A 20,970-nucleotide genomic window follows, 5' to 3' on the forward strand; every position below is an offset into this window, starting at 1 on the left:
ATTATTGTACGTAAATTCATGACCCTTCACAGGCCCTTAGCGAATTTTTAACCAATAAGCGATGGTTATCTTGGTTCGTCCTGATCTGGCACGATCCGGTGATGAATACTGAACTGATTGGCGGTGCAACTGCCGTTTCGCTGTCCGTTCGGATGCGTTATCCGCTAGGGGCTAGGGGGTCGGCTGACCGGACGCGGCTGGTCGCAGCAGGAGCAGTGCCACCAGGGTGATCAATCCGATGACCGCGGCAACGGCAAAGGGGGCACCGACGAACCGAAACGGGGCGGTGTCGCCGGTAAAATAGGACAGCGAACCATTGTAAAGCAATGGTGCGATCAGCGCCGCCAGCGCACCAAGACTGCCGTTAAAGCCTTGCAATTCGCCTTGCATGTTATTGGGTGTCCGGCGCGACATCATCGCGTTGATGCTCGGCATGGCCATCGCTTGGAGGCCGACGATCAGGCACATGGCGAAGGCGACGATGGCGCTATCGCTCACGACATAAACAACGAAGATTGCGATTGCGGAGAAAATACTGAACATCGCGGTTTTCCGTTCCCCGAAGCGGCTGACAAACCGGCCGATCAAAAAGGCCTGAACCAGCGCCATGGACACGCCGACACAGGTCAGCGACAGGCCGACCGTCTTGCTATCCCAGCCATATTGCGCACGGGCAAAAAAGGCCCAGCTGACCGGATAGATAGAGCTGCTGAGCATCCACAGGAAATAGATCGCGGCAACGCCCAGCACGTGGGGAAGTTTGCCGAGATTGACCAGTGCGCCCAGCGGGTTTGCCCGCCGCCAGGCAAAGCTGCGCTTTTCCTCTGGCGCCATGGTTTCGGGAAACGCGAACCAGCCGTAGATGAAGTTTAGAAAGGCCATTCCGCCGGCAAAGAAAAACGGCAAACGCGTGCCATAGTCGCCCAGAAAACCACCCAGAGCCGGGCCAATGATGAAGCCTACACCGAAAGCGGCCCCGACCAGGCCAAAGCTTTTGGCCCGGTCCTCGCTGCTCGAGATGTCGGCCATCGCGGCATTGGCCGGTCCGAAAATCGCGCCGAGTCCGCCAGCGATGGAGCGCCCGATGAACAGCCAGATGATATTGGGCGCGAAGCCCATCAGAATGAAATCAAAGCCATAGGCGAGCAGGGAAACCAGAAAAACTGGGCGCCGACCAAATCGATCGCCGAGATTGCCGACCAGTGGTCCCATCAGAAACTGAAACAGGGCATAGGCGGCGCCGATAAACCCGCCGATCATCGTCGCCTCTGACAGATTGACGCCCTCAAGCTCCTGAATGAGCTCCGGCAAAACCGGCATGATGATCCCGAATCCAGCCGAATAGATAAACACCGTCAACAGCACAAACCGGGTCGCCGACTGGCGTTGCTTCGCTTCTACCGTCATCCGCGCTTCGTCATTCGTGTGCACTCATGGCTGTGCTTTTTCGCATTCGTACACCAGCCGTTCATTGGGCTGCATCGGCAATTCGCTGCGGATCGCTTTGACCATATCTTCAATATCGGACAGGGACTTCTGATCGGCCGTACAGCTTCTGTTGCCATATTTCTGGCGAATTTCCCGGGCCTTGGTCATTGCGCCCAAGCCGAGCAAATAGCGTTCTGTGGTGAATTCCGCCTTGGCGGGGTCAAAGCTGCTAATGGTGACGGTTTGTTCTTCATTGGGCACAAATATCCGCGACCATTTTGCGCCGTCGCGACCATATTGGGTGCGGCCGTTCACACATCCGCCTTCGGCCCATTCGATGGGCAGCGTATCGGTTTGTGAGATCGTGATCCGGCTGCGTTCCATATTGACCCGGCACTGATATTGCCCGGCTGTGGAAGTGATTGCGTCTTGGTTCGCATCATCCGGGTTTACCGGCTTTCCACCGTTCAGTTCTTCGGCAACCCGGTCATCAATATCACTGAAAGCCGGCCTCGACAGAAAGACGATAATCGCGCCGACCATCAAAAGCGCAGCGCCGGCCACCGTTGCAATGCCAGGATTGCGTTTCGCCTGGATCAGCAAATATCCGCCGGCGGCCGCTGCCACCAGAGACAGCGCCAGCATCAGCGCCGCGAAGGCCATATAGTTTTCGCGCTGAATGGTCACTTCCTGAGAAATCCGGGTCCGCAGTTCCGCTTCAGCGCGCTCTCTTTTTGCAATTTCTGCTTTCTGGGCCGCTTCGACTTTCGCCCGAGCGGCGGCTTCGCGCTGCTGTTCGGCCCGGCTGATATCGGCAACCGACCGGCATGGTGTCGATGATATGCCCGGTTTGACGCCGGCCTTGCGGAGGAAGGACAAAATTTCCCGACTGGAGACGGCGAAGCCGAATTCGGCGTCATTGCCATCGGACAGCGAACCGAAACTGTTCGCGCCCAGGATACGGCCACAGCTGTCGATCAGCGGTCCGCCGCTGTTGCCGCTGGCAATCGGTGCGGTGTGCAAAATGGTGTCAAACTGTTTGGTTGTCCGCCCCCGGAAACCGATCCGCGGGTTTTGACCGGCGACATCGGGTTGATCAGATCATCGAGATTGAGGCCCTGTGCGCGGTCGACCGAGCCCGGATAGCCGATTGCCACCACATTGGCGCCGTCGCCAACCGGGCCACCGAAAATTGTCATCGGCGGCAGTCTTCCGCCATCCTGCAACTGGATCAGCGCCAGATCATTGCCGGGGGAATAGGCAATCACCCGCCCGCCGTAGCTGGTCCCCCCTTGTGATGGAACAATGCCGATAACGACCGATTTCTCCTGCCGTGCAATTTCCACCACATGGGCGTTGGTGACAATCTTGTCGGGTGCGACGGCAAAGCCGCTGCCGTGACCGACAAAGGCTACCTTGTCGCCATCCGTGGCCGCCAGCACCACCCGCACAACGGATCGACTCGCGGCGCTGATATCGGCCGGATCAGCAAGGGCTGGCTGGGTCGGAACCAAAACCAGCAGGACAGCAAAAAAGAACAAAATGCGGTTCATCGGGAACTCTCTGTTTGGTGAGGCGTGGGAGCAAGGGGCGCGAGGCGACGGGATGTCATGACGTCAGGATAAAGCGGATGATCACACAAAGCTATAGGGATCAACGTCAACGCCGACCCGCACGGCGCGCGGCCATTCAAGTTTTTCGAGCCATTGACGCAGAATATCCTGCAAATCAACCGCGCGGTGGGCGTGCACCAGCAGCCGGTGGCGATGGCGACCGCGCAACATCGCCAACGGCGCCGGGGCAGGGCCATAGACCGCAAAGCCTTCGACTTTCGGGGCGGTCTGTCCGATCAAACGGGCGGTTTCCATCGCTTCGCTATTGTCTTCCGAGGAAACAATGATCGCCGCCAGCCGGGCAAAGGGTGGCGCACTGGCCGCACGGCGGGATTCGGTTTCGGCGGCATAAAATCCGTCCCGGTCCCCGTTGATCAGCGCCTCGATCACGGCAGCGCCCGGCATTCGTGTCTGGACGTAGACATGGCCAGGCTTTTCGGCTCTGCCAGCGCGGCCCGCGACCTGTGCAATCTGCTGAAAGCTGCGCTCGGCGGCCCGCAGATCGCCGCCTTCCAGACCGATATCCGCATCGACCACGCCCACCAGCGTCAGGTTGGGAAAATGATAGCCTTTGGTGACCAGCTGGGTCCCGACAACAATATCGATCGCGCCGGCCTCCATCTGGGCGACAAATTCCCCGGCCTTGGCAGGAGACCAGATCGTGTCTGACGTCACAATGGCGGTGCGTGCGGTGGGGAACAGCATTTTCACTTCGTCGCAAATGCGCTCAACCCCCGGCCCGCAGGCGACGAGCGAGTCCTCGTCATCACATTCCGGACATTTTTCCGGCTGCGGCATGATGTGGCCGCAATGATGGCACGCCAGCCTTTTGGTCAGACGGTGCTCGACCATCCAGGCGGTGCAATTGGGGCAGGCGATCCGGTGGCCACAGGTTCGGCACAGGGTCAGCGGCGCAAAACCGCGCCGATTGAGGAACAGCAGCGACTGTTCGCCCTTGGCGAGATTGTCCTCAAGTGCGTGCACCAGAGTAGGGGCAAGCCATGCCCCCTTGGCCGGAATATCCTGTGTCAGATCCAGCGCTTCGATTGTCGGCATGGTGGCAGGGCCGAAACGCGCGGGTAGTTCGAGCAGTTCATAATTGCCTTGCTCGACCTGATGGCGGCTTTCAATCGCCGGTGTTGCCGAGGCGAGAACAACCGGTATTTTCTCGTGCAACCCGCGCATGACGGCAACATCGCGGGCATGATAGCGCACACCGTCTTCCTGTTTGAAACTGGTTTCATGGGCCTCGTCGACGATGATCAGGCCGAGATTTTGATAGGGCAGAAACAAGGCGGATCGCGCGCCTACAACCACTTTTGCCGTACCCTCCGCCAGCGCGCGCCAGTTATGCTTGCGTTCGGACTGTTTCAATCCGCTGTGCCATGCGACCGGCTCCTGCCCGAAGCGGGCTCTAAACCGTTCGAGAAACGGTTCGGTCAGCGCAATTTCCGGCAACAGCACGAGGACCTGCATGTCGTTTCGCAGGGCGGCGGCCACAGCTTCAAAATAGACTTCGGTTTTTCCGGACCCGGTCACGCCATCAAGCAGGAATGGCTGGAATTTTCGTTCCTCCACAGCCCTGCTGAGCCGATCGCTGACCCGGCGCTGGTCGGCGCTGAGATCCACCAGCGCAAAATCGGCAATCGGCTGCGGCACGGTGGCCTGAGGCGAAACTTCGCTGCGTTCGAGCGCGCCAGCTTTCTCCAGCCCCCGCATGACCGCGACCGAGACATCGGCCTTGAACGCCAGTTCGCTGATCGTCCCCTGGGCATCTCCCAGTTTGGCAAAAACCTGCTCGCGTTGGGGGGTTATCCGTTCCGGAACAATCCCGTTCAGCTGATACTCGATGATCGGGCGGTTGTCGGTAAAGGCCGCGCCGCTCGACAATACCATCCGCAGAACGGAGGCTGGAGCGGCGAAATAATAGCTGGCGGTCCATTCGATCAGGCGCCGCAGGGGCGCGGACAAGGGCGGTACATCGCGGCATTCGAGCAGCGGGCGCAGTTTTTTGAAATCGATCTCTTCGGCCGGAAACCGGTCCGCTTCCCACACCACGCCGGGCAATTTGCGCGGGCCGAGCGGAGCCATGACAATAGAACCAGGGCCAACGTTCATCCCCTCCGGAACCCGATAATCCAGCGGACCGAGGGCGGCGTTGAGCAACAGGACTCTCACTCGGTTTTGGGCGCGATTCATTCTCTCCCTATAGGCTGGCTTTAGGATCGCGTCATCACCTGCTATGGTTGGGCCAGCAGAAGGGGAGAAAGACGATGCCGCTGACCGATCGCAGGACTTTTTTATCGGGATGCGGGGTCGCCACAGCCCTCGTTTTTTCAGGCTGTTCCACTCTTCCTGGTCTAAGTCTCACCGAAGCGATTCGCAGGCTGCTGACCGTTTCGTCGCAAAATGCCTTTGCCGAATTGCTGCAACCCAACGGGTTTTTTGACAATCAGATTGCTCGGATTGCCGTGCCTGAACGCCTTGGCGGTACCCGTGTAACCAACATCGCCACGGCGGTGTTGCGCTCCAAGCCGATTCAGGACCGCTTGCTCAAGCAGGTCAATCGCGCGGCGGAAAAAGGCGCTGATTTGGCAGCGCCGCTTATCGCCGACACAATCCGGACGATGAATATTGCCGACGCCGCGGCGATTATCGGCGGCGGAGAACAGGCCGCTACGGGTCTGTTGCGGTCGCAATTGGGCAACGGTCTGGCGTCGGAGATGCTGCCGGGCGTCGGTGAGGGGCTGAATCTGTTCGACAATGAAGTGATTAATCTGGTTCTTGCGCAAGTCAGCGATGTGAACTTTTCGGCGATAAGCGAGGACGTGACCGCCAAGGCCAGCGAAGCGATCTATCGCGCGATTGGCGCACAGGAAGCGCGGATACGGGCCAATCCGCGGGCAACCAACGATCCGCTGCTGATCGCGATATTCGGGGTCCGCTGACTGGTTTTCCTCGTATCGCCCACACGCTATCCACAGGTTTCTGCACAGCTTTCTGGAGGCTCCAGTTTCGCGCTTCACGGAAAAGCGATAGGCATTGCACAACGCCCTTTTTCCTTCCGCGCAGGAGCATGAAGCATGAAATTTTTTGTCGATACCGCTGATACCGCCGAAATTGCCGATCTCGCCGCGACCGGCATGGTCGATGGCGTGACCACAAACCCGTCACTGATCAAGAAATCCGGTCGGGATATCATGGAAGTCACCAAGGAAATTTGTGGCCTGACCGACGGTCCGGTATCCGCCGAAGTGGTTGCGCTGGACCATGACACAATGATGAAGGAAGCCGAGACGCTGCGGAAGATCGCCGATAATGTCTGCATCAAGGTGCCGTTGACCATTGATGGCCTGAAAACCTGCAAGGCGCTGACCAGCGACGGCACGATGGTCAATGTCACGCTCTGCTTTTCGGCCAACCAGGCGCTGCTGGCGGCCAAAGCCGGTGCGAGCTTCATCTCTCCGTTTGTCGGGCGGCATGATGATAATGGCTTCGACGGCATGAAGCTGATCGACGATATCCGTCTGATCTACGACAATTACGCCTATGAAACCGAAATCCTGGTGGCGTCGATCCGGCATCCGGTTCACGTGCTGGAATCGGCACGGATTGGCGCGGATGTTGCGACCATGCCGCCCAATGTCATTCGCGGATTGTTCAAGCATGTCCTGACCGACAAGGGTATTGAAGGCTTTCTGAAGGACTGGGCAGATACCGGGCAGAATATCGGCTAGGCACCAGGCGACCGGCCTTGGCCGAAACTGGTTAAACACTTCGATGGTGTCGGTCTGTCAGCATCAAGAATGGCCTACAACCCTGGGCGGCTAAGAGTGGTCACTCCGCCGCTCGGTTGCTTTTTCGCGTGTGACGATGGGCTTTCCTGCCGCGAGCTATTCAATCGCAAGACGGTCTGGCGGCGGGGCGTGCTGTCCAGTGTCGACCGTGCTCAAAAGCCTTTTGGCGCAGGGTCAACCACAGTGAAGCTACCCGCCTTGATTTCCTGCACCTCAAGCGCCCGCTCCGAGATGCCGTCGCGGCGGAAGCGGAAGACGCCATCCAGTCCGACAAAGCCGCCCCGGTCGGTGAGTTGCGTGATCGGGAAGGGGGTGCCGACTTTCCAATTTTGCGCGACCCTGACAGTCAGCAGAACCGAATCATAGCCGAGACTGGAAAGCCGAAACGGTGCGCGGCCGTAGCGGCTGCGATATTTGTCGGCATATTGGCGGTACAACCCGTCGGAAACGCTCGCGAACCAGGCGCCACGCATTGACGGCGCACCGGCGAGACTGCTGCTGGTGTTCCACAGATCGGTGCCCAAAATTTTGGCGCTGCTGCTGGCATTTTTGCGAATATAGGGCGCGGCCTTGATCGCCATCGTGCCGTTATCGGCCAGCAGAACCGCGTCGAAATCACCGTTTTCCGCCAATTTCTTGGATGCGGCTTCAACTGACCTCGAATCCCGGTTGAAATTCTGAATCGACACGACCGTGCCGCCGGCATTCTTGACCGAACGCAGCAGCGTGGACGAGGCGCGTTGGCCATAGACGCCATTGGGGACCAGCGCTGCAAACCGGTTCATGCCTTTGGACTTGGCATAGCTGACCACCCGGTTGATGGATTGGGACGGGATATGACCGAGCAGGAAGACATTATTGCCGGCGACGCCCGCATCATTGGAAAAACTCAAGATCGGTACACCGGCGGGGCGCGCGATATTGGCGGTTGCGACCACATTGTCACTGAGCAGGGGGCCAATGATCAGCTTGTTGCCATCGGCAATGGCTTTGCGCGCCGCAGCCGTCACGCCTTTGGCGGTGTCATAATTGGTCATGCGGATGTTCTGCGCCTTGGTATCGAGCAATGCCATTGTGGTGGCATTGGCCAGCGACTGGCCGACACCGGCATTTTTTCCCGAAAGCGGAACCAACAGCGCAATGCGATGATGCTTCTGATCGGTGGGCAATTCACTGGTCACGGGCGGTGCCGTCGGTGTCGGTGCTGGCGCACGGTCGCCGCCGCGAGGGACCAGCGATTCACAACCGGCGAGAAAGACAATGGCGCCCAGACCGGCCGACCGCAACAGGCGTCGTCGGAATGTCATGTGGGTTTCGTCTTGTCCTGAATGCATCTTATCTGCCATGGCCGTCATTATGTCTGCTCCCGTTGAACATGGCCTGTATATCGTCGCCACACCAATCGGCAACCTCGGAGATTTGTCGCATCGCGCGGAGCAAATATTGGGTTGCGCCGACATGGTTTTGGTCGAAGACACAAGAGTTACCGGTAAGTTATTGAACCATATTGGTAAAAAGACTAAAATGATGGTCTATAATGACCACAAGGGTGAGGGTCATCGGGCCGCTTTGCTGGATGCCATCGCATGTAAAATTGTTGCTCTGGTGAGCGATGCGGGGACGCCGCTGATATCCGATCCCGGTTACAAACTGGTTCGCGATGCCCGCGCAAAGGGATGCTTTGTAACCACCATTCCGGGGCCAAGCGCGGTGATCGCTGCTTTGACCTTGTCGGGCTTGCCGAGCGATCGCTTTTTGTTCGAGGGATTTCTGCCCAACAAGCAAATGGCGCGGCGCACTGCGTTGGAGACGTTGAAAGCGGTCCCAGCGACCTTGATTTTTTACGAAAACGGATCCCGTCTTGGTGATATGCTGGCGGACGCACTGGCTGAACTCGGCGATCGTCCGGCAGCGGTGATCCGGGAAATCACCAAACGATTTGAAGAAACTGTGACCGGCTCGCTGTTGGAACTGGCAAGCCGCTATGGTGATGAGAAACCGAAAGGCGAGATTGTTGTCGTTGTGGGCCCGCCCGGTCCTGCGGCCGCTGCCAGCCAGGAAACGGTTGAACAGGCGCTGCGCGATGCTTTGCAGGACATGCCGGCGTCAAAGGCGGCTGGAACGGTCGCCCGGCGCTTTGGCGCTGATCGCAAGGCGCTCTATGCGCTGGCCAGCGCGTGGAAAGAAGCGCAGGACTGATGAGCCGCCGGCACGCCGAACAGCAGGGGCGCCGCGCAGAAGGCATTGCTGCGGGCTGGTTGCGGATTCATGGCTGGCGGATTTTGGACCAGCGAGTGCGGACGCCGCGCGGCGAGGTTGATCTGATCGCCCGCCGGCGCAAGCTGGTCGCCTTTGTTGAGGTCAAGGCCCGCAAAACCCGTGCTGATCTGGAAAATGCGATTGACCTGCATCGCTTGAAACGCGTGGCTGCGGCCGTCGAGATTCTGTATCCGCGCTATTGCACGCGCGGGGAAGATGCCCGCATCGACGTGATTTTGGTTGCACCGCGGCGGTGGCCGATCCATCTAACCAATGTCTGGCACGGATTCTAGTCAGACCATTGCAATATCAACCGGAAAGAGCAGCATGACCCTCAAAATCGCAGTGCAAATGGACCCGATGGAAAGCGTCAATATCGCTGGCGATAGCAGTTTTGCACTGATGCTTTCCGCTCAGCAGCGGGGCTATACGCTGTTTCACTATGACGTGAAGGACTTGACCTATCTTGGCGGCCGTCTGACCACGATGGCGACACCGGTGACGGTGCAGGCTGTCGAAGGCGACCATTTTACCGCCGGCGAACCGGTGAAACTGGATCTTGGTCGCGATATTGATGTCGTGTTGATGCGGCAGGATCCGCCTTTTGATGTCGGCTATATCACCGCAACCCATTTGCTTGAGCGGATCGAGGACGAAACGCTGGTCGTCAACAATCCGGTTTCGGTGCGCAATGCACCGGAGAAGGTCTATGTGCTCGACTATGCAGACTATATGCCGCCGACTCTGGTCAGCCGGGACCTCGAGGAAATCCGGGCGTTTCAGGCGGAGCATGGCGGCATTGTCGTCAAGCCGCTGCACGGCAATGGCGGAAAGGCCATATTTCTGGTGCCGGAAGACGGCAGCAATTTGAGCGCGCTGATCGAAGTGTTCAACCAGACCTGGCCAGAGCCGCACATGATCCAGCCGTTTCTGCCCGAAGTGCAGGATGGCGACAAACGGATCGTGCTGGTCGATGGCGAGGTTGCGGGCGCCATCAACCGCAAGCCGGGGGAAGGGGAATTCCGTTCGAACCTCGCGCAGGGCGGCTATGCAGAAGCAGCGGAGCTGACCGATCGCGAAAAAGAAATCTGCGCCGCGATGGGGCCGGATCTCAAACGACTCGGCATGATATTCGTCGGTATCGATGTGATCGGCGGAAAGTGGCTCACGGAAATCAACGTCACGTCGCCAACCGGCATCGTGGCGATAGACGCGTTTAATGGAACCGACACGGCGGGCATGATCTGGGATGCGATTGAGCGGCGGCTTCAATCATAGTCGGGTACATCCATTCATAATCTTTCCGAATGACCGTTTCCGTCATCCCCGCGAAAGCGGGGACCCAGTCTGACGTAAGGCGGTCGCCGTTTATCCCGCGCGCGGATGGGCGTTTTGATAGACGTCGAGCAGATGGGCGGCATCGACGGCCGTGTAGACCTGCGTGGAGCTCAGGCTCGCATGGCCGAGCAGTTCCTGCAAACTCCTCAGATCGGCGCCGCCGGCCAGCAGGTGGGTGGCAAAGCTGTGGCGCAGCGCGTGGGGGGTTGTTTTGTCCGAAATCCCCAGCTTGCGCCGGGCATTTTGTACCACGCGCCGGATCATGTTGGGGGACAGCGGGCCACCCCGTTTGCCGCGGAACAGCGCTTTGTCGGCGAGAACGGGATGGGGGCACAGGTCGACATAATACATGATCGCATCTCGCACTTGCGGCAACAACGGAACGATCCTTGTCTTGCCCCGTTTGCCGGTAATCCGCAGCGTGTCGGACAGGGGTAGCACGTCGCCGGCAAGATCGAGCGCTTCGCTGATCCGCAAACCGGATCCGTAGAGCAACAGCAAGACCGCCCAGTCGCGCGCGCCGATCCAGTCTTCGCGGGCATTTTCGGCAATATCGTCAGCCATCGCCAATATCGTGTCGGGATTGGCCGGACGCGGCACGCCGCGGGTGACTTTGGGACCCTTCATTGGCGGAATCTGTGCTTCATCGCCGCCAACATGGCGCAGAAATGCCCGGATCGCCGAAAGCTCGCGCGCGGTGCTGTTATTGGACAGGCCATCATTGCGGCGCCAGGCGAGATAAGAGCGGATATCGGCCTGGCCGAGCTGGCCAAGCTGAGCGGCGCTGACGGGGCCGCCGAGATGATCTGTCAGAAAGCCGCAAAACCGTTCCGCCGTCGTGACATAGGCCCGAACTGTATGGACAGACCGCCGCCGGCCTTCGCGCAAATGGCGCGAGAAATTTTCGATCAGGGCAGCGCTGGCGGACATTAGCGGAATCTAGCAGGCCCGGGCCAAAAGTCCAAGCGCGCAAGATTAGCGGCAGCCCTAGTCAAACTGCCCATCGGCGATAATTTCGGGCAGCAAGGCATCCAGCAACGGCATGCCCTTGGCGCGGACCGTAAGGCGATCACCCCGATCGGTCACAAATCCCAGATCCACCAGCCTGGCCACGGCCTGCCGGTCAATCATGTCCGCAATCACCAATCCGGTTTTGCGCTCCAGCGCGGCCAAATCAGCACCCTCGGTCAACCGTAACCCCATCATCAGCGCCTCAGCGGCCTGGGTTTTCGCAGAGAGCTTCTGTTCCACCTTCAATCCGTTGCCGTTGCGGGCCACAGCAGAAAGATAGTTTTCGGGCTTCTTGTGGCGTTCAGTGGCTTGGTTTTGCCGGCGGCCGTGAGCACCGGGGCCGATACCGATATAATCCTGATAGCGCCAATAGGTGAGGTTGTGACGGCTTTCCTGCCCCGGCCGGGCGTGATTGCTGATCTCATAGGCCGCGATGCCGGCGGCGCGAGTCATGGCCTGAGTGAGAGCGAAAAGGTCCGCGCAATGATCGTCATCAGCCGGGATCAATTTGCCGGTCCGCACCAGTGTTTCAAAACGCGTACCCGGTTCGATCGTCAGCTGATAAAGCGACAGATGATCGGTACCAAAACTCAATGCTTTTTCGAGTTCTGTCTGCCAGTCGTCGCAGGATTGGCCGGGCCGTGCATAAATCAGGTCAAAGCTCACACGATCAAAATTTCGCTGTGCGGTTTCGAGTGCGGCGAGGCCTTCTGTGACATCATGTTCCCGCCCGAGAAATGCCAGACATTGATCATCAAGCGACTGTAATCCCAAGGAAACCCGGTTAACACCGGCCAGCGCCAGATCGGCAAAGCGACTGGCTTCCACCGATGATGGATTGGCTTCTAGCGTGATTTCGCAGCTCTTGGTCAGGCCCCATAATTTGTCGGCTTCCGCGACCAGAGTTGCGACGAGACGAGGGTCCATCAGCGACGGCGTGCCACCACCAAAGAAAATCGAGCTGATCGGGCGTCCGGCATTAACTTTATATTCATGCCTGAGATCAACAAGAAGGGCTGTCTGCCATGCCTCATGATCGATGTGATCGCGAACATGGCTGTTGAAATCGCAATAGGGACATTTGGCGATACAAAAGGGCCAGTGAATGTACAGCGCAAGCGCATCACAGTCCGATGATTTGGTTGAAACGGTGGAGGATGGACTATGAAGCATCGGCGCATCAGTAAATATCCGCGCACAGTCGTGCAAGCGGCAATGATCGTGGCTTTGGTTGGCTGCGGCGGTGGTAGCACGTCAGGTGGCGAAACACCGCCAGTGACATTGCCGCCAACCCCGACCCCGACCCCGACGCCCACACCAACGCCAACCCCCACGCCAACCCCCACGCCGACACCCACGCCAACTCCAACGCCGACGCCGACCCCAGCACCGACGCCCACACCGACGCCCACACCAACCCCAACTCCAACCCCAACTCCAACACCGCCAACCGGGTCGTTACTGGAAGTCATGCTGGCCGAGCATAATGCTGCGCGCGCCGAAGTCGGTGTGCCGCCGGTTGCACTGGACCCCGCGCTCAGCGCGGCCGCGCGCGACTATGCCGAAGTGCTCATCGCCAATGGCCGTTTCGAGCATAGCCCCGGTTCTTCCCGCCCCAATCAGGGCGAAAATCTGTGGGCCGGAACCGCAGGCGCCTTTTCCTTTCAGGACATGGCGAACGGTTGGATTGACGAGAAACAGTTTTTTGTCGCCGGGACATTCCCCGATGTCAGCACCACCGGCCGCTGGCAGGATGTCGGGCACTACACCCAGATCATCTGGCGTGAGACCACCCGGATTGGTTGCGGCATTGCCAGCAATAGCCAGCGCGATGTGTTGGTCTGTCGCTACAGTCCACCCGGCAACTTCATTGGTCGGCAGGTTCCCTAATCAGGGCGAGATTAGTTAGAAACAGGCGCTGACCAGTTTGGCGAACGCATCGGCGCGATGGCTCATGTCATGTTTCTGCTGCGGGTCGAGTTCAGCGAAGGTCCGGTCAAACCCGTCCGGCTGAAAGACCGGGTCATAGCCAAAGCCCAGAGTGCCCCGCGGTGGCCAAACCAGGGACCCGTGCACCCGGCCTTCGAAAATCTGCTCGTGGCCATCTGGCCAGGCGAGCGCGAGGGTGCAGATGAAATAGGCGCTGCGATCCGTATCCGGTCCCTGCTCGGACAGCTTGCCTTCAACCTTGCCCATGGCCATGTACCAGTCGCGACCCGGTCCGCCTTCGAACCGGTCGGCTTCTGCCCAGTCAGCGGTATAGACACCGGGCGCGCCGTCCAGCGCCGCAACGCAGAGCCCGCTATCATCCGCCAACGCCACGCAGTCGGCCCCCTGGGCGCTGGCATGGGCCTTGAGCAACGCATTTTCCGCGAAGGTCGTTCCGGTTTCTTCCGGTTCCGGCAAGCCCAGCTCGCCGGCCGAAACCGGCTCGATCCCGAACGGCGCCAGCAAGGCCCGGATTTCCCGAACCTTGCCCTGATTATGGCTGGCGATGACCAGCTTGCCGGGTTTGAGTTTGCGGTGGGTCATGCTTTTCTCTTTTTCGTCATCATGAACGTGTTTCAGGACCCAGCCAAACAAGAAGTCGGGAAGCGGCGTTGCTGTTAGCTGAGCCCCGGATCAAGTCCGGGGTGACGGTTTCTGTTTCAACCAACCGCCTTGTCCTGCGCCTCGAAAATCTGGTCGCAACCGATTTTGGCCAGCCGCATCAGGCGCATCAGCCCTTCGTCATCAAACGTCTCGCCTTCGGCGGTCGCCTGCGCTTCGGCAATATTGCCGTCGCCGGTGAGCACGAAATTGGCGTCTGCGCCGGCATTGCTGTCCTCGTCATAGTCGAGGTCGAGCACCGGATTGCCGTTATAGATACCGCAGCTAATCGCGGCGATTTTCTGTTCGATTGGATCTTCGCTGATCAGCTTTTGCTCGAGCAGGCCATTAACCGCGAGCCGCAAGGCAACCCAGGCGCCGCTGATCGAAGCGGTCCGTGTGCCACCATCAGCCTGAATAACATCGCAGTCGACGGTGATCTGGCGCTCGCCGAGCTTTTTCATATCGACGACGGCCCGCAAAGAGCGGCCAATAAGTCTTTGGATTTCCTGTGTTCTACCCGATTGCTTGCCACGGGCGGCTTCGCGCGAATTGCGGGTGTTGGTGGCCCGGGGCAACATCGAATATTCACCAGTGACCCAGCCTTCGCCCTTGCCGCGCAGCCAGGGTGGAATGCGCTCTTCGATACTGGCGGTGCAAATGACCTTCGTATCACCGAAGCTGATCAGGCAGGAGCCCTCGGCATGTTTGGTAAATCCGGTTTCGATAGTAATAGCACGCATCTCGTCGAGCGCGCGTCCTGATGGGCGCATATGTGATTCTCCTTTGGCTTTCGACGGGGTTTAGAAGAGTGTTCAGGGGATGCAACCCTCGTCTCGGACGGGCGACTGGATTATCCCGCTGGAAACCCGTTCGAAATGTTCCTATCTACCATTCATGACCACCACACCGATCACCGAAATGAACGACCGAACCCGCGATATCTTCCGGGTGGTGGTGGAATCCTATCTGGACAATGGGGCACCGGTGGGGTCGCGCACCATATCAAAAGTACCCGGTCTCGAGCTTTCTCCGGCGTCGATCCGCAACGTGATGCAGGACCTCGAGGAACTGGGATTGCTCGCCGCGCCGCATACCAGCGCCGGACGGATGCCGACGGAGCGGGGATTGCGGTTGTTTGTCGACGGGATGATGCAGGCTGCCGAGCCATCCCAGGAAGAGCGCGAGGCGATTGAGAGTCAGATTAGCGAAAGCGGCCCGGTTGAGGATGCGCTGCGGGCAACCACAACCATTCTCTCCGGCCTGTCATCCTGTGCGGGCCTCGTCATGGTGCCCAAGCGCGAGCCGACGCTCAAACAATTCAGTTTTGTGAAATTGTCCGAAGGGCAGGGGTTGGCCATTCTCGTGTCGCAGGATGGCGGTGTGGAAAACCGCGTGCTCGATCTTCCCCTCGGCATTTCGGAATCGGCCTTGATCGAGGCCGGCAATTATCTCACCGCTCAATATGGCGGTCAGACGCTGACCCAGGCGCTGGCGCGAATGGACCGCGACATTCAGGCCGGTCGGACCGCGATTGACAAGGCGTCGGAAGATCTCGTGCAGCGCGGTCTGGTCACCTGGACTCAGGACCCATCGGAACGCCCCATATTGATTGTGCGCGGACAGGCGAACCTGCTGGAGGACAGCGCGCTGGATGATCTCGACCGGGTGCGGCAATTGCTCGATGAGTTGGAAGGCAAGCAGGAAATTGCGCGTTTGCTCGACAATGCCCGTGATGCCGAAGCCGCGAAAATATTTATCGGCGCAGAGAATAAATTATTCTCCCTTTCCGGCTCATCTGTGATAGCGGCGCCCTATAAGGATGGCGACGGACAAGTGGTTGGCGTGGTCGGGGTTATTGGCCCCACCCGGTTGAACTATGCCCGTGTCGTACCCATGGTAGATTTCACAGCACAAACATTGTCCAGATTGCTAAAGTAAACCGGACTAGAATATTGAAATGAGTGACAAAAAAATGAGTGATACGAAACCCGAAGCCCAAGACGAACCGAAAATCGACGCCGCTGCAGAAGCGGAACTTGAAGGCGTGCCTGAATCGCTGAAGGAAGGCGGTGAAGGGGACAGTGGGGAGCCGACACCCGAGGATCGGATTGCGGCGTTGGAAAATGAGTTGGCCGAGGCCAAGCAACAGGTGCTCTATGCCCAAGCGGAAACCCAGAATGTGCGTCGTCGTCTCGAAAAGGACGCCCAGGATGCGCGCGCTTATGCTGCCACCGGTTTCGCCCGCGACATTTTGAGCGTATCGGACAATCTGCAACGCGCCCTGGCGGCGATCCCGTCCGAAGTGAAGGATGAGGAAAAGTGGAAGGGCCTGATCGGCGGCATCGAAGCCACCGGCCGGGAACTGGAAACCGTATTCGAGAAAAATGGCATCAAACGCGTCGCATCAGTTGGTTTGCCGCTCGATCCCAATCAGCATCAGGCAATGGTCGAAGTGCCCAGCGACGAACATGAACCGGGCACGGTCGTGCAGGAAATGCAGGCTGGATATATGATCAAGGACCGTTTGCTGCGGCCCGCCTTTGTTGGTGTCGCCAAGGCGCCGGAATAGGTTCCGATCCGGCTCGTCGCAGCCCGACGGACCGGATCAACGTTGGTCGGCAATCACCAGCCTGTATCCGATGTCGAGGCTGTCTTGTGTCATCAGATGGCCATAGCGTTCGGTCCAGGCGCCGGCGCTGAGATCCTGTTTCAATAGCCCCAGCCGTTCGGCAATATCATCCATCTTGGCAAAGGTAGAGATCGCCGCGCGAACCGCGGGATCCAGATAGGCGTCCGGCCGCCGCCAATAGGCGCCGAGAAAGCCGTCAGTGCAGTCGTGCGGCACCGGAACGGGGTCCACAGTGATCGGACCGAGTATCTTTTCAAAAGCGGAGAGGCTGGGCATGATCGGTTGATCAAGTGTGATGATTTCGGGAAAATAGTCAGCCAGCCAGAAATAGGGGCCGGCGGGATCGAAGGTCAAAATCACCAGCCGGCCTTTGGTCACCCGGCGCATTTCGCGCAGGCCCGCATCCAGATCGGACCAATGATGGACCGTCAGCACCGCCATGGCGGCGTCAAACTGTTGGTCGGCAAACGGCATGGCCTCCGCCACGCCCTGATGCGCAGCGGCGAGGCCGGTCGGCCTTTGGCGGATCATTTCAGCGGACGGTTCCAGTGCGGTGACCGTACGGTCAGCTGGTTCATAAGATCCAGTGCCCGCACCGACGTTCAATATGGTTTGCGCGGTGCCGAGCGCTTGGTGAATGCGGGCTGCAATCCGGCTGTCCGGCTGGCGGCGGTTGGCATAACCAATCCCGATCTTGTCGTAGAGTGGGTTCATGTCCCGAGCCTAGCGCAGGCGGCAGGCGCGCGCCAGACTGTCAGAATCAATCGGCGGCTTTCAGGGAACGGGTTGGTCTTGCAGCCGCTGGCTGCATTGACTTAGGTGTATTGCTGTAATATGGCACTAAATCATTATTAGCGGGGGGAATACCGGATGCAACCGACTGAGCGGTTCGACGATCAGCTCTTGGCCCGATGGGTCGGCTGGTCTTTGTTGGCGACCGTTGTGGTCGGCGCCGGAGCGGCTTTTTCGATTTCCAGCGGTATCGATATCAACCTGACCGCCGATGTGGTTGGAACGGCCGAGAATATGCTGGAGGCCGAGACCCGCTTGCGCGCCAAAGCCTATATCGCCGCCTTTGTCTTTGCGCTCGAAGTCATCATCAACGCCGGATTGTTTCTGTTGTTGCGCAGAGCTGGCCCGTTGCTGGCCTATTGGAGCCTGTTCGTTGGCCTCGGGGCATCGGTATTGATCCTGATGGGAGCCATGTTTGCCATGAACGCCGCCGAGATTGCCGGTGATCCGGCCTATTTGGTGCTGGCGAACGATCAGCAACGGTTGTTGTTAACCGGGCTTCAGGCGACGTCTGATTATACATCTTTTCATCTCGGCCTGATTGTCACAACGGCGGCAAATGCCGGCTTTTTCCTGCTGTTCCTGCGTTCCGGCCAGATTCCCAAAATCATCGCCGGCTGGGGCCTGTTTGCCTCGCTGTTTGTCGTGACGGCAATGGTTTCGCGCGACTTCATTCCGGCCATTGGTCATGGCGCTGTGACCGCATCCTTCATGCTGTGCAATCTCATCGCCCTGCTGGTGACCGGTTTCTATCTCGCCCTGCGCGGTGTCCAACCGCGCTAGACACAGCTAATATGGCGCGGCGGCCCGATCACCGATTTGGGCTCAAATTGACTTTGAAACTGGCCACTGTTACCCCCAATCCATGGGGCGGATAACCAACAAGAGCATGTTTTTTTTGCTGGGATTTCTGGCCTTTGTTCATTTCGGCACGCCGCTTCTCGCCGACCTGGTTTTTGAACTCTATCATCTCCTCAAAATCGAGACGATCTACTCCATTTACAGCGCGCTGCGCTATGCGAGTGCACAATATATGTTCTGGCCGCACCGCTGGGTGGTCACGCTGTGCTTTGCGCTGATCGGGTTCGGCGGGCTGTGGCTGCGCAGTCGGCGCCGGGCGGATCAGGCGGAGCCAGCATGACGGTTGCGAGGCGTGATTTCCTGATGGCATCGGCGGCAACTGCGGCGGTTGGCGGTATTGTCTATTCTCAGGGTCTCGCGGCGATGCTGGCTGACAGCGGTGCAGCGCATGATATAATGCCGATGATGGAGCGCGACGCGTTTATCAATCAAACAGTCGATGCCTTTTCTCCGGAAAAACGGAAGCTCGTCGCTGCGCTCAGCGAAACGCTGCTGCCCCGAACCGAAACGCCTGGCGCGATTGATGCTGATGTCCCGAAATTTCTCGAACTGCTTTACGATCAATGGATGGCGGTTCCCGAAAAAGCCCTGTTCGACGAAGGCTTGCTGGATGCTGATAATCGCGCCCGGGCGGTCCATGGCAAAGCGTTTGTCGCTTGCGATGGCGGGGCGCAAAAGGCGGTGCTGGAGCAAATGGAGGAAGAACAAAGCGACCATCGCTGGTTTGCTTTCGGCGGGAAATCGGTAACCGAGGAACAGACCGATATTCCGTTTCTGGCTCTGTTCAAGGAAATCACCGTCGTCGGCTTTTTCATGTCGGAAGTGGGGGCCAAACAGGTCTTGCGCTATGAAATGATGCCAGGCCAATTTGACGGCGAAACCGATCTGTCTGTCGAGGACAGCAGCTGGGCCTCGGTCCCGTATATGTAATGGCAGAAACGCAATCTCAGGCGTCGACGACGCGAATATATGACGCAATTGTGGTCGGCTCCGGCATTACAGGTGGATTCGCAGCCAAGGAATTGACCGAAAAGGGCCTGGAAGTCCTGATGCTCGAACGCGGCACCGCGCTCAACCATCCGGGAGAATATGTCGGAGAACACGCGCCCAATTGGGCAATCCCTTTTGGCGGCCTGGCGGACTATCAGCGCAATGCCGAGGATTATTATGTCCAGTCCCAAAGCTATGCCTTTGACGAAACCACCCGGCCGCATTTCATCAAGGATAGTGACGAACCCTATATTCAGGAAAAGGACACAAATTTCGAGTGGATCAGAGGCGCCCGTGTCGGCGGTCGCTCGTTAATGTGGGGGCGGCAGACCTATCGCTGGGGGCCGCAGGATTTTGTTGCCAATGCCGAAGACGGTCACGGAACCGATTGGCCGGTGCGCTATGACGATCTCGCCGACTGGTACAGCCATGTCGAGAAATTCATTGGTGTCACCGGACAGAAGGAAGGGCTGGCGTCTTTCCCCGATGGTACCTTTCAGAAGCCGATGGACATGTATGCGCTGGAAAAGCGGATCAAGCGGCGTCTTGCGCGCCACGCCAGCGATCTGACCTACACGATCGGTCGGGCGGCGGTGCTCACCGAGCCGCTCGAAGGGCGCAGCCCTTGTCACTATTGCGGCGCCTGTCCTCGGGGCTGTTCTACCGGCAGCTATTTCAGCACGCAAAGCGCGACCTTGCCCGCCGCGATGAAAACCGGTCGCCTGACCCTGCGCAGCGAAAGTGCGGTGCAGAAAATTCTGTACGATCCGGCAACCGGGAAGGCCACCGCCGTACAGGTGCGCGATATGAAAACCGGCGAGACGCTGGTCTACAAGGCCCGGATCATTTTCCTCAATGCATCGACCATCCACAGCGCCCAAATCTTGCTGAACTCGAAATCGGAGACTTTTCCAGACGGTCTCGCCAATAGCAGCGGTGTCGTCGGTCGCTATCTGATGGATCACAACGAACACAGCACAAATATTGGTCTCTTCTTCGATGATATTGATCGCTATTTTGTCGGCAAACGCCCCAATGGCACCTATATTCCGCGCTTTCGAAACCTGAACGGACAGGATGACGACGCCGATTTCATTCGCGGCTATGGCTTTCAGTGCAACACCATCCGTCTCGATCACCGGTTTCTGATGCACCAGAAGGGGATTGGCGCGGACTATAAGGAAATGTTGCGCAAGCCGGGCCCCTGGCTGTTCTATATGTCGGCCTTTGGCGAATGCCTGCCCAACGCGGACAACGGTATTCGCCTGGATGACAGCAGGCGGGATGCTTTTGGTATGCCGCTTGTTCGCATCGCGATGCAGTTTGGTGAGAATGAACGCAAGATGCGCAAGGATATCACCGCGCAGGCCGACCGTATATTGAAAGCCGCCGGCGCGGTTGCGATCATCGGTGATGATGGCAGTGAAAAACCGATTTCCGCGATTCACGAAATGGGCACGGTGCGGATGGGCAAGGATGCCAGGACATCGGCGCTTAATGGCTGGAACCAAAGCCATGATGTCCCCAATCTGTTTGTCACTGACGGATCTGCCATGGCTTCGAGCGGTTATGTCAATCCGTCATTGACCTATATGGCGTTCACCGCACGCGCAGCGGACTATGCCGCCAAATTATGGAAACAGGGCGTTCTTTAAAGAGA

The 20,970-nt window shown here is 58.6% G+C and carries 22 protein-coding genes; 12 read left to right on the forward strand and 10 right to left on the reverse strand.

Annotated features, from left to right (window positions below):
- Positions 1–171: 171 nt before the first annotated feature.
- From ACZ1GS_RS05295 to ACZ1GS_RS05310, 4 genes are all read right to left on the reverse strand, one after another.
- On the reverse strand, positions 172–1,431 hold the full coding sequence (locus tag ACZ1GS_RS05295; RefSeq protein ID WP_472697448.1) for an MFS transporter: 1,260 nt from the start codon (positions 1,429–1,431) through the stop codon (positions 172–174).
- The gene (locus ACZ1GS_RS05300; protein WP_472697449.1) at positions 1,432–2,451 is read right to left on the reverse strand and encodes a hypothetical protein; all 1,020 of its coding nucleotides are present in this window, start codon (positions 2,449–2,451) and stop codon (positions 1,432–1,434) included.
- Entirely contained in the window at positions 2,406–2,981 is a 576-nt protein-coding gene (locus ACZ1GS_RS05305) for a trypsin-like peptidase domain-containing protein (RefSeq protein WP_472697450.1), read from the reverse strand. Before ACZ1GS_RS05305 ends, ACZ1GS_RS05300 begins: the two co-directional genes overlap by 46 nt.
- An 81-nt stretch (positions 2,982–3,062) precedes the next feature.
- Entirely contained in the window at positions 3,063–5,240 is a 2,178-nt protein-coding gene (locus tag ACZ1GS_RS05310) for a primosomal protein N' (protein WP_472697451.1), read from the reverse strand.
- Between the two features lie 74 nt (positions 5,241–5,314).
- On the opposite strand from ACZ1GS_RS05310, the gene ACZ1GS_RS05315 reads away from it, so the two are divergent.
- Positions 5,315–5,989 (forward strand): DUF4197 domain-containing protein, encoded by a 675-nt coding sequence (locus tag ACZ1GS_RS05315; protein ID WP_472697452.1) that lies wholly within the window; start codon positions 5,315–5,317, stop codon positions 5,987–5,989.
- A 135-nt stretch (positions 5,990–6,124) separates the two neighbouring features.
- Positions 6,125–6,778, forward strand: coding sequence for a fructose-6-phosphate aldolase (gene fsa / locus ACZ1GS_RS05320; protein ID WP_472697453.1), 654 nt, complete (start codon positions 6,125–6,127; stop codon positions 6,776–6,778).
- Positions 6,779–6,990: 212 nt separating this feature from the next.
- Here the strand turns inward: fsa and ACZ1GS_RS05325 are convergent, their stop codons facing one another.
- Entirely contained in the window at positions 6,991–8,145 is a 1,155-nt protein-coding gene (locus tag ACZ1GS_RS05325; RefSeq protein WP_472697454.1) for a penicillin-binding protein activator, read from the reverse strand.
- A 49-nt stretch (positions 8,146–8,194) separates the two neighbouring features.
- Between ACZ1GS_RS05325 and rsmI the strand changes: the two genes are divergently transcribed.
- The 3 genes from rsmI to gshB are packed head-to-tail and all read left to right on the forward strand — an operon-like array spanning position 8,195 to position 10,375.
- The gene (gene rsmI / locus ACZ1GS_RS05330) at positions 8,195–9,037 is read left to right on the forward strand and encodes a 16S rRNA (cytidine(1402)-2'-O)-methyltransferase (protein ID WP_472697455.1); all 843 of its coding nucleotides are present in this window, start codon (positions 8,195–8,197) and stop codon (positions 9,035–9,037) included.
- Complete coding sequence (locus ACZ1GS_RS05335; protein WP_472697456.1) at positions 9,037–9,390, forward strand: YraN family protein; 354 nt, start codon at positions 9,037–9,039, stop codon at positions 9,388–9,390. Before rsmI ends, ACZ1GS_RS05335 begins: the two co-directional genes overlap by 1 nt.
- A 34-nt stretch (positions 9,391–9,424) precedes the next feature.
- Positions 9,425–10,375, forward strand: coding sequence for a glutathione synthase (gshB, locus tag ACZ1GS_RS05340; RefSeq protein ID WP_472697457.1), 951 nt, complete (start codon positions 9,425–9,427; stop codon positions 10,373–10,375).
- A 90-nt stretch (positions 10,376–10,465) separates the two neighbouring features.
- Here gshB and ACZ1GS_RS05345 read toward each other — a convergent pair whose 3' ends face one another.
- Together ACZ1GS_RS05345 and hemW are read right to left on the reverse strand one after the other, a co-directional pair.
- Positions 10,466–11,365 carry a tyrosine recombinase XerC gene (locus ACZ1GS_RS05345; RefSeq protein ID WP_472697458.1) on the reverse strand — a complete coding sequence of 300 codons (900 nt, stop codon included), beginning with the start codon at positions 11,363–11,365 and terminating at the stop codon, positions 10,466–10,468.
- A 57-nt stretch (positions 11,366–11,422) separates the two neighbouring features.
- Positions 11,423–12,619 carry a radical SAM family heme chaperone HemW gene (hemW, locus tag ACZ1GS_RS05350; RefSeq protein WP_472697459.1) on the reverse strand — a complete coding sequence of 399 codons (1,197 nt, stop codon included), beginning with the start codon at positions 12,617–12,619 and terminating at the stop codon, positions 11,423–11,425.
- On the opposite strand from hemW, the gene ACZ1GS_RS05355 reads away from it, so the two are divergent.
- Positions 12,611–13,336: a CAP domain-containing protein gene (locus ACZ1GS_RS05355; protein ID WP_472697460.1), complete on the forward strand. Its 726-nt coding sequence runs from the start codon at positions 12,611–12,613 to the stop codon at positions 13,334–13,336. The two genes, hemW and ACZ1GS_RS05355, sit on opposite strands and share 9 nt — an antisense overlap.
- Positions 13,337–13,351: 15 nt before the next feature.
- Here ACZ1GS_RS05355 and rdgB read toward each other — a convergent pair whose 3' ends face one another.
- Entirely contained in the window at positions 13,352–13,978 is a 627-nt protein-coding gene (gene rdgB / locus ACZ1GS_RS05360; protein WP_472697461.1) for an RdgB/HAM1 family non-canonical purine NTP pyrophosphatase, read from the reverse strand.
- Between the two features lie 116 nt (positions 13,979–14,094).
- The gene (gene rph, locus ACZ1GS_RS05365; RefSeq protein ID WP_472697462.1) at positions 14,095–14,808 is read right to left on the reverse strand and encodes a ribonuclease PH; all 714 of its coding nucleotides are present in this window, start codon (positions 14,806–14,808) and stop codon (positions 14,095–14,097) included.
- A 124-nt stretch (positions 14,809–14,932) separates the two neighbouring features.
- Here rph and hrcA point away from each other — a divergent pair, with 124 nt between their 5' ends.
- Together hrcA and grpE are read left to right on the forward strand one after the other, a co-directional pair.
- Positions 14,933–15,976 (forward strand): heat-inducible transcriptional repressor HrcA, encoded by a 1,044-nt coding sequence (gene hrcA / locus ACZ1GS_RS05370; protein ID WP_472698068.1) that lies wholly within the window; start codon positions 14,933–14,935, stop codon positions 15,974–15,976.
- Between the two features lie 19 nt (positions 15,977–15,995).
- A complete protein-coding gene (gene grpE / locus ACZ1GS_RS05375; RefSeq protein WP_472697463.1) occupies positions 15,996–16,607 on the forward strand; it encodes a nucleotide exchange factor GrpE in 612 nt (203 codons plus the stop codon).
- A 36-nt stretch (positions 16,608–16,643) separates the two neighbouring features.
- Here the strand turns inward: grpE and ACZ1GS_RS05380 are convergent, their stop codons facing one another.
- The gene (locus ACZ1GS_RS05380; RefSeq protein ID WP_472697464.1) at positions 16,644–17,381 is read right to left on the reverse strand and encodes a class I SAM-dependent methyltransferase; all 738 of its coding nucleotides are present in this window, start codon (positions 17,379–17,381) and stop codon (positions 16,644–16,646) included.
- 156 nt (positions 17,382–17,537) lie between these two features.
- Between ACZ1GS_RS05380 and ACZ1GS_RS05385 the strand changes: the two genes are divergently transcribed.
- From ACZ1GS_RS05385 to ACZ1GS_RS05400, 4 genes are all read left to right on the forward strand, one after another.
- The gene (locus ACZ1GS_RS05385; RefSeq protein WP_472697465.1) at positions 17,538–18,242 is read left to right on the forward strand and encodes a DUF4386 domain-containing protein; all 705 of its coding nucleotides are present in this window, start codon (positions 17,538–17,540) and stop codon (positions 18,240–18,242) included.
- Between the two features lie 106 nt (positions 18,243–18,348).
- Positions 18,349–18,600: a hypothetical protein gene (locus ACZ1GS_RS05390; protein WP_472697466.1), complete on the forward strand. Its 252-nt coding sequence runs from the start codon at positions 18,349–18,351 to the stop codon at positions 18,598–18,600.
- Positions 18,597–19,250 (forward strand): gluconate 2-dehydrogenase subunit 3 family protein, encoded by a 654-nt coding sequence (locus ACZ1GS_RS05395; RefSeq protein ID WP_472697467.1) that lies wholly within the window; start codon positions 18,597–18,599, stop codon positions 19,248–19,250. Before ACZ1GS_RS05390 ends, ACZ1GS_RS05395 begins: the two co-directional genes overlap by 4 nt.
- On the forward strand, positions 19,250–20,965 hold the full coding sequence (locus ACZ1GS_RS05400; protein WP_472697468.1) for a GMC family oxidoreductase: 1,716 nt from the start codon (positions 19,250–19,252) through the stop codon (positions 20,963–20,965). Before ACZ1GS_RS05395 ends, ACZ1GS_RS05400 begins: the two co-directional genes overlap by 1 nt.
- Positions 20,966–20,970: the final 5 nt, after the last annotated feature.

The sequence above is a fragment of the Parasphingorhabdus sp. W113 genome, assembly GCF_055693205.1.

Coding starts and splice junctions, on each gene's coding strand:
- ACZ1GS_RS05305 (WP_472697450.1), bottom strand. CDS start 2,981: ATGAACCGCATTTTGTTCTTTTTTGCTGTCCTGCTGGTTTTGGTTCCG.
- ACZ1GS_RS05310 (WP_472697451.1), bottom strand. CDS start 5,240: ATGAATCGCGCCCAAAACCGAGTGAGAGTCCTGTTGCTCAACGCCGCC.
- ACZ1GS_RS05315 (WP_472697452.1), top strand. CDS start 5,315: ATGCCGCTGACCGATCGCAGGACTTTTTTATCGGGATGCGGGGTCGCC.
- fsa (WP_472697453.1), top strand. CDS start 6,125: ATGAAATTTTTTGTCGATACCGCTGATACCGCCGAAATTGCCGATCTC.
- ACZ1GS_RS05325 (WP_472697454.1), bottom strand. CDS start 8,145: ATGACATTCCGACGACGCCTGTTGCGGTCGGCCGGTCTGGGCGCCATT.
- rsmI (WP_472697455.1), top strand. CDS start 8,195: ATGTCTGCTCCCGTTGAACATGGCCTGTATATCGTCGCCACACCAATC.
- ACZ1GS_RS05335 (WP_472697456.1), top strand. CDS start 9,037: ATGAGCCGCCGGCACGCCGAACAGCAGGGGCGCCGCGCAGAAGGCATT.
- gshB (WP_472697457.1), top strand. CDS start 9,425: ATGACCCTCAAAATCGCAGTGCAAATGGACCCGATGGAAAGCGTCAAT.
- ACZ1GS_RS05345 (WP_472697458.1), bottom strand. CDS start 11,365: ATGTCCGCCAGCGCTGCCCTGATCGAAAATTTCTCGCGCCATTTGCGC.
- ACZ1GS_RS05355 (WP_472697460.1), top strand. CDS start 12,611: ATGAAGCATCGGCGCATCAGTAAATATCCGCGCACAGTCGTGCAAGCG.
- hemW (WP_472697459.1), bottom strand. CDS start 12,619: ATGCTTCATAGTCCATCCTCCACCGTTTCAACCAAATCATCGGACTGT.
- rdgB (WP_472697461.1), bottom strand. CDS start 13,978: ATGACCCACCGCAAACTCAAACCCGGCAAGCTGGTCATCGCCAGCCAT.
- rph (WP_472697462.1), bottom strand. CDS start 14,808: ATGCGCCCATCAGGACGCGCGCTCGACGAGATGCGTGCTATTACTATC.
- hrcA (WP_472698068.1), top strand. CDS start 14,933: ATGACCACCACACCGATCACCGAAATGAACGACCGAACCCGCGATATC.
- grpE (WP_472697463.1), top strand. CDS start 15,996: ATGAGTGACAAAAAAATGAGTGATACGAAACCCGAAGCCCAAGACGAA.
- ACZ1GS_RS05380 (WP_472697464.1), bottom strand. CDS start 17,381: ATGAACCCACTCTACGACAAGATCGGGATTGGTTATGCCAACCGCCGC.
- ACZ1GS_RS05385 (WP_472697465.1), top strand. CDS start 17,538: ATGCAACCGACTGAGCGGTTCGACGATCAGCTCTTGGCCCGATGGGTC.
- ACZ1GS_RS05390 (WP_472697466.1), top strand. CDS start 18,349: ATGTTTTTTTTGCTGGGATTTCTGGCCTTTGTTCATTTCGGCACGCCG.
- ACZ1GS_RS05395 (WP_472697467.1), top strand. CDS start 18,597: ATGACGGTTGCGAGGCGTGATTTCCTGATGGCATCGGCGGCAACTGCG.
- ACZ1GS_RS05400 (WP_472697468.1), top strand. CDS start 19,250: ATGGCAGAAACGCAATCTCAGGCGTCGACGACGCGAATATATGACGCA.